7 protein-coding genes are annotated in these 11822 nt (G+C 46.5%); all 7 read left to right on the top strand.

The window, feature by feature from the left end; all coding sequences use genetic code 11:
• A partial coding sequence (locus PAT3040_RS14820; RefSeq protein ID WP_219930287.1) for an ABC transporter substrate-binding protein occupies nucleotides 1-1319 on the top strand: 1319 nt, incomplete at its 5' end.
• A gap of 59 nt (nucleotides 1320-1378) precedes the next feature.
• Nucleotides 1379-2278, top strand: a complete 900-nt coding sequence (locus tag PAT3040_RS14815; protein WP_087567996.1) for a carbohydrate ABC transporter permease — start codon at nucleotides 1379-1381, stop codon at nucleotides 2276-2278.
• On the top strand, nucleotides 2271-3107 hold the full coding sequence (locus tag PAT3040_RS14810; RefSeq protein WP_179215531.1) for a carbohydrate ABC transporter permease: 837 nt from the start codon (nucleotides 2271-2273) through the stop codon (nucleotides 3105-3107). The genes PAT3040_RS14815 and PAT3040_RS14810 overlap by 8 nt, the downstream gene beginning before the upstream one ends.
• A gap of 6 nt (nucleotides 3108-3113) precedes the next feature.
• A complete protein-coding gene (locus PAT3040_RS14805) occupies nucleotides 3114-3812 on the top strand; it encodes an SGNH/GDSL hydrolase family protein (RefSeq protein ID WP_108993345.1) in 699 nt (232 codons plus the stop codon).
• Nucleotides 3790-5370 carry an FAD-dependent oxidoreductase gene (locus PAT3040_RS14800; RefSeq protein WP_108993344.1) on the top strand — a complete coding sequence of 527 codons (1581 nt, stop codon included), beginning with the start codon at nucleotides 3790-3792 and terminating at the stop codon, nucleotides 5368-5370. Before PAT3040_RS14805 ends, PAT3040_RS14800 begins: the two co-directional genes overlap by 23 nt.
• A 30-nt stretch (nucleotides 5371-5400) precedes the next feature.
• Complete coding sequence (locus PAT3040_RS14795; RefSeq protein ID WP_108993343.1) at nucleotides 5401-6519, top strand: Gfo/Idh/MocA family protein; 1119 nt, start codon at nucleotides 5401-5403, stop codon at nucleotides 6517-6519.
• Between the two features lie 40 nt (nucleotides 6520-6559).
• Nucleotides 6560-11803 carry a CBM96 family carbohydrate-binding protein gene (locus PAT3040_RS14790; protein ID WP_108993342.1) on the top strand — a complete coding sequence of 1748 codons (5244 nt, stop codon included), beginning with the start codon at nucleotides 6560-6562 and terminating at the stop codon, nucleotides 11801-11803.
• Nucleotides 11804-11822: the final 19 nt, after the last annotated feature.

Here is an 11822-nt window from a genome sequence, read left to right as displayed (position 1 = left end):
TATTGGCAGTAGCAATGCTTGTTGGTTGTACGTCTAATAATGGCGGCAATAAATCCAACGCGGGTGGTAACAACCCCAGTCCCTCCAATCAGTCGACAGAAACCCCTGCTGACAAGAAGGACCCTGTGGAGATCGAGCTGGTGCATTATCAAACCGGACAAGAGGATGCCATCAACCAACTGTTAAACGAATACTTCGAATTGACCGGGGTTAAGGTAAAGCAAACGTTAATTGATGCCAAAAACAATCAGCAATATCTGATTACAAGAGCACAGGAAAAAAAGTTTCCCGATATTTACGCGGGGTCTCTGGAAGGCGAATTGTTGGCCAATCTCGTAAATGCAGGTTTGGTCGAAAATTTGCTGCCCGAATGGGAGTCATGGGGTTATGATTGGCTTGGCGAAGAGAAAAGCTTCAAAGGGGATTTGGCTGAAGGCAACCCATGGGGCGCTGAAGCAGGCAAATACGGAATTCCATATATGATCGCTACCTCGGGCTATTATTACAATAAGAAGATGCTTAATGATGCAGGCTTCGATCAAGCTCCAACGAATTGGGATGAGTTCCTGAGTTTTAGCGAGAAAGTACAAGCTAAAGGGATTTCGCCAATCGCTTACGACTTCGGAGATAATTGGGGCTCTATGAATGCGGTAGTGTTTCCGATTGCCAGCAATATTTTTGGCGGGGAAGAGCAGCTGACAGCAGCGTTAAAAGGCGATGGTTTAGCAGATCCGAAATGGCTTGAGGTATTCGGGAAAGTTGCAGAGCTGCGCGACAAAAAGTATTTGGCTGAGGGTACAGCTGTGCTAGTTATGTCAGACGTGGAAAAGAAATTTATCAATGAAGAGGTAGCGGTCATTTCCAACGGTTCGTGGTTTGTGCCTGTGCTTAAGTCAGACGCTCCTGATTTGGATTGGATTGTAGCCCTCCCTCCAGCTGTAAATACAAGCAATGACGTGAACATTGACGGAGGCGTCTCGATTAGCTTTACAGTTGCAAAAAACAATAAAAACATGCAAGAAACAAAAGACTTCCTAAAATGGTTTGTCGATGGTCCTCAGCAAATAAAAATGACTGAGTTAAGCGGGATTTTGCCGGCCAACAGCAATGCATTGGCAGAGGCCGAAATAGATTCTAACATTAAAATAATTGCTGGTCTGGGCGAGAAGTTGACCAAAAAAAGAATGCATGCGTTAGTTACGGAATCCAATATCTATGAGGAATTCTGGAAAGGACTTCAAGCATTGGTCGAAGGCAAAAAATCTCCTGAGCAGCTTCAACAAGAATTAATGAAAGTGTATGCCGAAAAGAATAAGTAAGGTAAAACAAGTAGTGCCTTTGACAAAATTGCGTTACTTGACAAGGGGAGGCAATTGGTTTGAAAACGTTTACTAAATGGAAGGATTATTTCACAAGCTATTTGTTTGTGATTCCCGGCTTATCCCTATTCGCTGTGTTTTATTTGCTGCCTTTCTATCAGAGCTATCGTCTTAGCTTTTATGAATGGTCCGGATATACACCGATGTCTCAAGCCAAATTTGTAGGGTTAAGCAACTTTAATAAGGCATTCGAGGATGATGTGTTCTGGGAATCCGTCATTCGAGTTTTCAAAATATCGATTGGCATTATCGGACTCGAGATTCCTTTGGCTTTATTGCTTGCGATTCTGGTCAATAAGGTGATTCGAGCCGGCGCCTATCGCATCATCTATTTTATTCCTACCATACTTTCTCCAATTGCCGTAGGGATGATTTGGAAATGGATGTACGAGCCAAAGTTCGGCATTATTAATCAGACGTTGGATGCCTTAGGGTTGTCCTCGCTCAAGCATGCTTGGTTAGCCGAAAGCAGTACAGCTATGGGTGCGGTCGGAGTAACCTTTATTTGGGAAACGTTTGGAACCTTTTTCCTGCTATTCCTCGTCGGTCTTACGGGGATTGATAAACAACTGTATGAGGCTGCGAGCATTGAAGGAGCATCGAGCTTTCAAACGTTTAAATCAGTCACTTTGCCGCTCATGGTTCCTACGATCATCCTTGTCATGATTCTGTTAGTATTGGGCTCCATGCAAATCTTCGGTCAGGTGGTCATCATGACCAACGGGGGACCCGGTTATGCGACAGAGGTTCCGTCCATGCGCATTTATAAGGAAGCTTTTGAGAACAGCAAAATGGGTTATTCCACTACCCTATCCGTTCTCTTTGGTTTCATCCTTATTGTGTTCTCCGTTATTCAATTAACGTTTTCAAGAAGGTATGGTGCGAAGCTATATGAATAATAAAACAAAATCAATGAGTCTCCATACCATTCTGATCGCCGTCGCCGTTACATGTATTTATCCGTTTGCATGGATTATCGCCAATACATTCAAGCCCAATAGCGAAATTTTGAAAAACGAAAATTTGCTGGCGACCCTGATCCCGAATCATCCATCTTGGACCAACTACTACAAGGTCATTGTTGAATTTGGTTTTTCCCGGTACGTTTGGAATAGTTTTTTTTACACCGTAACTTCTGTATCGATTGCGATTGTCGTAGGGATCAGCATTTCATATGTTGTGGCGTTCTACCGTTTCCCACTTAAAAACCTGATATTCGGAGCCATCATCGTTACGATGATGATTCCGATGCCGGGCATTTTTATTCCGAAATATATTGTAATAGCCGAGCTGGGGCTGCTCAATAATCGACTGGGACTTATTTTACCGTTTGCGACGGTGCTAATACCGCTAACCGTGTTTATCGTCAAAAATTTTATGGACTCCATCCCCAAGGAAATGATGGAAGCTGCTACTGTAGATGGCTGCAATAAATGGACCAAGCTATGGTTCATTGTAGTGCCGCTAGTCAGGCCGGCTATTGCAACCGTGACGATTTTTCATGTAAGAAGCATCTGGAATGAATGGCTGTTGCCTTCGCTTGTCATTACCGAGAAAGCTCTTCATCCTATCCAATCCGGGTTAATGCGGTTTCAGGGCGAACATTTCATCGATTATTCCTTGACCATGACGGGATTAGTAGTGGCGACGATCCCGTTGCTAGTTATCTTCTTTATACTTCAAAAGCATATTATTAACGGAATTACTAGCGGAGCGCTGAAAGGATAAACGGCGATGGAGCGATGCGATTCGAAATTAAGGTTAATTGTCGGGTTTGGCGATAGCATTACGGCCGGAGTTCATTTGTCCCCGCAGGATACTTATCTTCATATGTTAGGTGAGGCATTAGGGTGTGAAACCTATAATGCGGGTGTTCCGGGGCAAACAACGGCAGATGCGTTATTACGACATCGCGAAGAAGTGTTAATGAATAAACCCGATCTATGTATTCTGCAATTTGGAATGAATGATCATGTTATGGAAGCGCCTAATACGAATAAAGTTCCAGGAAGCGCCTTTCAAGCCAATCTAAGCAAGATGATCGAGGAACAGAGGGAACATAACATTCGATCTCTATTATGCACCATTCATCCCATTATTGAAGGAAATGCGGATGCCTATTATTACAATAGGCATCCGCAGCAATGGTATGGGACGAAGGGGGCTAATCAATGGATTGCAGAGTACAATCAGTTGATACGAGATGTCGCTGGTCAATATGACTGCTTGGTGGCAGATATTGAGGCATATTGGAAATTAGCGCTTGCCTCCACTCATCGTTTAGAATCATGTATTCGTACGATTGAAAATGCAGGAATGGATGATGGCGTTCATCCAACCTTGCTTGGGCAGCAGCTTTATTATGAATGTTTAAAGGAAACTATCGTGAATGGATGCGGGGGAGAAGGTCATGTTTCAAGAAATGAAAAGTGATATTGTCATCATTGGCGGAGGGATTGGGGGCTGCGCAGCAGCTCTGTCGGCTTGTCGTACGGGAAAACATGTCCTTATGACAGAGGAAACGGATTGGATTGGCGGGCAATTTACCAGCCAGGCGGTGCCTCCCGATGAACATCCCTGGATCGAGCAGTTCGGTTGTACCAGAAGCTACAGGCAATATCGCAATCTCGTTCGCGACTACTACCGCAATCATTTTCCGCTTACCCCCGAGGCTAGAGCCCTGGATCGGTTAAATCCCGGCAATGGCGTAGTGAGTCGGCTTTGCCACGAGCCAAGAGCATCGTTGGCCGTTTTTCATCAAATGTTGGCTCCTTATATCCATAGCGGAAAGTTGAAAATTTTGTATCAATATAAACCTGAATCGGTTGAATTGAACGGCGATGAAATCATAGCCGTTACGGTTCGCAACGGCTTATTGAATCATCAAATCGTATTAACGGCGGAATACTTCCTGGACGCCACGGAATGCGGAGATTTGTTGCCGCTTGCTTCCGCCGAATATGTAACAGGCTCGGAGTCGCAGGCCCAGACAGGCGAGCCGCATGCTCTGGCGGGCCCTGCGGACCCAATGGATATGCAGCCGATTACGTATTGTTACGCCATTACTTACCATGAGGGCGAAGACCATACGATCGAGAAACCTGCGCAATACGATTTTTGGAGAGACTACTCCAACACGCAATTTTGGACAGGAAAACTTCTCAGCTGGCAAGTTCCGCATTATATCACTTTAGAGCCGACGGAATACCCCTTTTTCCCAATAGAGGGCGGGCCGACATCGAGATGGACCTATCGCAGAATTATTGATAAAAACAACTTTATGCCTGGCACTTACGATAGCGATATCGTTATCGTGAACTGGCCGCAGAACGACTACTGGCTCGGATCCATCATCGATGTAAGCGAAGAGGAGAAACAACGTCATTTGGAAGGCGCCAAACAGTTAAGTCTTTCGTTGTTGTATTGGATGCAGACGGAAGCGCCGCGCCCCGACGGGAAACAAGGTTATCCCGGCATTAAGTTATGCAAGGATGCCGTGGGCACGGAGGACGGGTTGGCCAAATATCCTTATATTAGAGAATCCAGAAGAATTCAAGCGGAATTTACGGTCGTCGAGCAAATGGTTAGCGCTGATATCAGAGGGGCTGCCGGGGCCGAGCGATTTGACGATACGGTCGGGATCGGGGCGTACCGGATTGACCTGCACCCTAGTTTGGGGGGGAGACCTTATATCGATTTATCCAGTTATCCGTTCCAAATCCCGCTGGGCAGTTTAATTCCCGTACGCATTCGCAATCTGCTAGCCGCTTCCAAAAATATTGGGGTCACCCACCTTACGAACGGCTGTTATCGTCTGCATCCCGTGGAATGGAACATTGGAGAGGCCGCCGGGGCAATTGCTTCCTATTGCTTGGATCGCAATGTATCGCCAAGCCAGGTAAGGAATAATAAGATGCTTCTGCAAGACTTCCAAGCGGGGCTGGAAAGAGCGGGGATTGAGCTGCATTGGCCATCCATAGGAGCGTTGTAGTCGGAAATTCACAAAAGGGGGGAGTCAAGCTTGAGATTAGGTGTTATCGGATACGGGCTTCGAATGAAAGAGGTGATTAGACATATAAAGCTGCTGGATCCCGCTGTTCGTATAGCAGGGATCGTAGATGTTCTCGAATTTCCGGATCTTGTGGATGAGGACGGTCTGCCTATTCCCAATTTTCCAACGGTATCCAAGATGTTGGCGGCCCAAAAGCTTGACGGCATCATGATCGGTACGCGCTGCTCCGAGCATACCGCGTATGCATTAGAGGTATTGCCGTATGGCATCCCTCTTTATTTGGAAAAGCCCGTATCGACATCGATGGAGCAGTGGAAGGAGCTGCACAAAGCAGCGGAAATCTACAGCCATACGCCTGTCGTCGTATCTCATCCGCTTCGTTTAACCTCTATCGTGCAGAAGGTCAAGGCCATTGTAGATTCGGGTGAAATCGGCGAAATTGCCCATGTGCAAGCTACCAATAATGTACCTTACGGCGGCGTTTATTATCATGCTTGGTATCGCGATGAATCCATAACGGGCGGAATGTTTCTGCAGAAGGCTACCCACGACTTTGATTATTTAATGCATATTATTGGTTCGAAGCCGAAAAGGGTCTGCGCGGTAACCTCGAAGCAGGTTTTCAAAGGACAGAAGCCTGCGGGTCTGCGATGCAAGGACTGCGAAGATAATCGGACCTGCGAGGAGAGCACGGTCGGTACGAATGAGGAACAGAATTGGCCGTACTGCTGCTTCGCAGAGGATACGGGGAATGAAGATTCGGGCAGCGCGCTTATCGAATACGAGAATGGCGTTCATCTCAGTTATACGCAAAACTTCATAGTCCGGCGCGAAGCAGGTACTCGTGGAGCTCGAGTCGTTGGTTACAAGGGAACCGTCGATTTCGATTTTATTACAGGCTCCATAACCGTGATTCATCATCATAAGGAACAAGTGGATCGGTATCAATTCGGCGAAGGGGATGGACATTTCGGCGGAGATGCGCATTTAGCCGCCAATTTTATTGCTGTGATGAAAGGAAAAGAAGCTTCAATAAGCACCTTGCAAGAAGGTTTACGCAGTGCTCTCCTTTGCCTGAAAGCCAAGGAGGCGGCTGTAACAAAATCCTATCAAGAGGTTGTTGAATGATCGCTTTTTAACAATTCCAAAATAGCAGAGGTGAGTTAAAATGATAAAATTACGCAAGTGGGCGTTGCTGTTGCTGGCTATGCTTTGTGTGAGTTCTCATCTTGCATTTCATCCTTCCGCATCAAACGTGGCTGCCGCATATCCGCTGAATGAGGATGATGGCGGGTTAATTCTCCAGGACGAATTTAATGATTTGACTATGCTTTATTCCCATTCGGATATCGTTGTCAGAGATGAAACCGATCCTGGAGCCAGTTATGTTGAAGATGATTCCTCTTTCGTATCCGACAATGGTTCGAATCCCCAGATGATCTATCAAGCAAATGATATAAGATCGTTGATAGTAGTTGCTTATGTTGATCCTTCTCTGGCTTTGCCGTCTATTGACTTTCAAATTTCAGAGGACCAGATCAACTATACCGCCGTTAATCCAACCCTTGTCAATGAAGGGGTTCGGGATGGCTCGTGGAATCGTCTGGTATTCGAGCTGCAAGGGATACAGAATGCCAACTATATGAAGATAAGCTGGACGGCTGGTTCTTCTCCCGTGTATATAAGCAAGCTTCGCCTTGCATACACGGGCGGAGCAAGCTTTATGGATACGGGCTTTGAAACGACATTGGACGCTGAGCTTTCAACGGCCGGCGGTTGGGAGGTTAAGTACGCCAAGACGGACGCTTTAGCCGACCCGGACTTTACGGTTACGGTAGAAGATGAAGGGGGCGTGCCAGGACATTTCCTGAAAGTAACCGGAACGGCCGCATCCAAAGGAGCCGTGCTTCTGGGACAAAGGCTGACGCTGCCCTCTTTCTTTACCGGACCCGCCGATTTGATAGCGACGGCAGACTATCAGCTATTTAACTCATTGACCGAACATAGCAATGTACTGAGGCTTGTGATTCTCCCTGAGTCGGAATGGGACAGCCTGTCATCGACTGCGGGTGGCGCCAGTATGTATACGGCAACCGAACTTTCTAATCATACCTGGCATGATGGCAGCATAAATCCGGATCCGATTACGGAATGGGAGCTAGGGACTTCAGAAGGAGTAGATTTTGCAAGCGCTCTCGGCAGCTATGCAAGCAGCGATGTCGTTATTGCTTTATATGTGGAGCTTAATTCGCCGCTAGGGATCGATGAAGCCTACATTGATAACTTTGAGCTGAATGAAGGAGAACTGTCGAATACCCGCCCTCATTTTATTCATGTAAAGTCGATCAGAGATACAATATTCGGTTATCGCTGGGCCCAGGATGTCGTGAATAACTACAAGTCGAGATACGATGGGTGGTTGACCAGGGATATAGAGCTCATCCCAGATTCGAATTATATCTGGGAGAATCGATTTACCGATCCCATTAACAATGTAGCTTTGATCTTCGAATACAAGTCTTACCAGGATATTATCGCCATGGGGTATGACTATGACACGTATTATCAGGTCGCAGAGTTCAAAACGCCCGGCATTGATCCGAACGACCCTTCGGATGATTTGATTATTAGCTTGGCTAACGAGACCGCGACCGAAGATCAAATGAAAGCGATTACAAAAGGCTGGTATTCAAAATGGATTCAATACCACACGGATGCTGCCATGTATTTGTCCTACTTGTATGTGCTGACAGGCGAAAACGCTTATGCCGAGAAAGCGGGGGAGATCGTCAAAGAGTTTGCAGATAAATACCCGCAATACGCGCTGCATGACGTAGTTACTCCAATTAGGCCAATCGCCTCGAGGGTGTTTTATTCCGTACTGAGTGAAGGAGCTTATTTTGTTACGCCAATGGTGTATGCAGTGGATAATTTGTATAACTCCGGCGTGTTTGACACCGCATATAAGAAAGCGATTCGAGAGGACATGCTGTACCCTTCGGCCGATGTTATGAAACGCAGCTTCAGCACAAATAATTTCCAGGTTATTCAAGACACTGCGCTAGGCTTGATCGGTTATTTGTATGATGATCCGGACTTGATAACAGAAGCGAAAGAAGGTTATACGCCGACCGCGCAAGCAGGAGAAGCAATGGGGATGTTCAATGAATTGCTGGATTACGGTGTAGGCGAGGACGGTTTCTGGTTCGAGGGTACGCCGAGTTATCACGGTTTTGTTCTAAAGGAATATATATTCCTGGCGGATGCCGCGCAGCGTTTCGGAAGCAATGTAGGCGAGAATCTGTATACGGGGAACAACAAGCTGAAGTCCATGTTTGATGCAATGTTGAATTTGCCTTATCCGGATTTAACAATGCAAGCGAATAACGATTCTCCTTATAAGCCGAATCTCATAACCCCCATTTATTTATGGATGATGGAAACGGCCGACAGAGAATATCAAGCTGCTTCATCCCAGTACAGATCTTTCCTTAACCAGGCATATACGACGGTCGAGAGAAGCGATGCCGATCTGTTTTCCCTGTTAACCGGCTATCGCCAAATTCCGTACTCGGCGGAGCCTTTCATTCTTCATGATGCTAACATGAGCGCCGTCGGAACCGTGCTTACCCGCAATCATTATAATGGACAAACTTATATGAGTACGATGGATTACGGCATGTTTACCGGCTCTCACGACCATTACGATAAGCTGAATATTACGACTTACGGGAATGACCGGGTATGGCTGGATGATCTGGGGATCAGTCCGTATGGCACTGATTCAGCGGAAAATTATTATCGAATGTCTGCCGCTCATAATACGGTTGTCGTTCCGGATGCGAATCAAGCTGGAATCAGCGGTTCGTTCCTGACATTGGGCCATACTAATTCCATGCATTACAGCGCAGCGGCAGCGGATGGTATCTTCGCCGATGTTCAGCAATATCGGAGAGCGCTAATAAGCGTCGATGACTGGATGCTGGATGTATTCAAATTGCGTACGTATGATGAGGTAACGTTTGACTGGTTCGCTCGCGTGCCTGATAGCACGATGGAGCTGAGTCTTGCTACAATTCCTCAAACGGGGAGTTTGGGAACGGCTAACGGCTACCAGTATACCGATCTGCTCGGTCAAGGAACAACGACAGGGAACTGGTCGGCGGATTTCACCGATGATACGGATATGAACAAATCCTATCGAATCACGATGCTGAATGATCGGCAGATGGATGTATTCGAGGCACGATCCTATGGTACGGCGAATAAGCAAAATATTAAGATTCCAGTTCTCGCTGCCCGTCAGACCGTTGAGGGGGATGGAGAATTTGTCGCTATCCATGAATATTCTCCCGGGGCGACCAATGGGATTGCCCAAATGCTGAATACACCTGATGGCGTTCGCGTTACGAAGGATGACGGCGAAGAAGTCATTATCCAATATGATATTAGCCATGCAACCGAGGAAGCCAGCTTTATGCTTCTTAGGCGGAATGCGAATCAGGATATGGTGAACCTGGAGATTAGCAACGACAATCGTTTGATGATCGATTATAAGCTATATGCTCACAGCGACGAGATTTTGCGCGGCTTATCTATCGCTTACGATACTGGCATCATTAACATTGAGAATGAGGTTAATGATTCGACTCCATACCGAATGACTACTTTAACTTTTTATGCGGGCGACGAAGTTTTCTCCAGTGTAAATGTCGATGGAGTAGTTTATCCCTTTACAAGGGAAGGGGAATACATTACGATTGTTGCACCGCTCAAAGCTGCCCCTACATTAAGCAATCAGGCATACAAAGTAAATGCATCTGAGGATACCTATGCCAGGGAACAAGAGCCGAATCGGGTCTTTGGCGAATATTCGACGATGGGAGTCAGAAATACGGGAGCCAATGGCGGCGACATGGTATCCTATGTGAAATTCGATTTAAATAACTATTCGGGCAATCATGTGTCGGAATCTACATTCCGATTTTATGCTTATGATAATGCCGCACCGTACAACCCCGTGGAATTATCGATCTATGGAATTGTGGATAACAGCTGGGATGAGAAGTCCTTGACCTGGATGAATGCGCCTAATATCGCAAGTGACGGATCAGGCAAAACGATAATTACGGGTGAAGGTTCAACCGCCTATTACATCGATACGATCAGCCTTGAAGATGCCAATTATGCGTGGCATGAGGTTGATGTTACCGATTTTGTCCAGGCCCACGGGCTTGATAACAAATTTGTCAGCTTTATGATTGCGGCGGATCATAATACGAATGACTGGATCTTTATTCCGAGCAAAGAAAGCGGTTCTAGACCGCCGCAGCTGACGATCAAAGAAAGTTTAGATATTGTAGCCGAGGATACGACTTATGTCCGTGGCGGGGCGTACAGTGCTTCGCCTCAGGTGGGAGCTACAGAGATGCAGATTATGGATGCTCCCGATGCGGCGGATGATCGAATCTCTTATTTGCAGTTTGATCTGGGCGAATATACTTCCGCCGAGCTGGGCAAGGGAGTACTACGTTTTCAGGCTTCATCGACCAGTCCAAATACGAACATACCCATTAGCGTCTACGGAATTATGGATGATAGCTGGACGGAAGCCGGCTTAACCTGGAGCAATTCTTCCAATCACGAATCGGGAGATACAACCATTACAGATATTCCCGATGCCGCGGTACCTATCGCCACCGTTCTGGCCTCCGGGACGAACAGAAATTACGAGATAGATGTAAGCAAGTTTTTGCAGGACAGACTCTCCGGGCAAACGGCCAGTTTTATCCTGGTGGATGAAACCGACGGCAATGTGCTGCTAACGGTTGACGGACGTTTAGGCAACAAACCGCCGACATTATCCATGTATCGGCCGGTTGTTCAACAGATCGACCATTCCGCCTTTATTTGGGGAGGCACGTATGCCAACAGCAATCTGGAATACTCTACCCATCTCGTAGTAAAAAATGCAAGCGGCACGGGAGCTGACCGAAAATCCTACTTAAAAATCGATTTGGAATCGATTAAGACGGGCCGCGTTAATGAAGCCGTATTGCGGTTGTATGGAAAAAACACGACGTCGTCTGAGGAAATTCCAATTACGGTTTACGGGATTATCGATAATGATTGGACATCAACCGCCATTACTTTCAATAATGCTCCTAACCATCATCCAACGACAGGCGACGTAACAGGTGTAGGGATATCCGCATTCAAGCTGGATACGATTCCGGTTGGACCAACGGCAGCCGTATATGAATGGGATATCAGCGACTTTATCTATGCATCGATGCGTTCGGGAGGAGCGGCAAGTCTGGTTGTCGTCATGGAAGATAACAGCACAACAAGCTATATGGATTTTAACAGCAGCAACGGAATCATTAAACCCAGCTTCTTATTATCCTACTAGAATTGGAGCGTCGATACAT

This window comes from Paenibacillus agaridevorans (genome assembly GCF_003112455.1).
Classification (GTDB): Bacteria; Bacillota; Bacilli; order Paenibacillales; family Paenibacillaceae; genus Pristimantibacillus; species Pristimantibacillus agaridevorans.
Note: the sequence above shows the minus strand (reverse complement) of the source record. Positions and strands in the feature narration are given on the sequence as shown.

Bases quoted from the DNA above. Each gene is read 5' to 3' on its own strand.
- PAT3040_RS14810 (WP_179215531.1), top strand. From the start codon at position 2,271: ATGAATAATAAAACAAAATCAATGAGTCTCCATACCATTCTGATCGCC.
- PAT3040_RS14805 (WP_108993345.1), top strand. From the start codon at position 3,114: ATGGAGCGATGCGATTCGAAATTAAGGTTAATTGTCGGGTTTGGCGAT.
- PAT3040_RS14800 (WP_108993344.1), top strand. From the start codon at position 3,790: ATGTTTCAAGAAATGAAAAGTGATATTGTCATCATTGGCGGAGGGATT.
- PAT3040_RS14790 (WP_108993342.1), top strand. From the start codon at position 6,560: ATGATAAAATTACGCAAGTGGGCGTTGCTGTTGCTGGCTATGCTTTGT.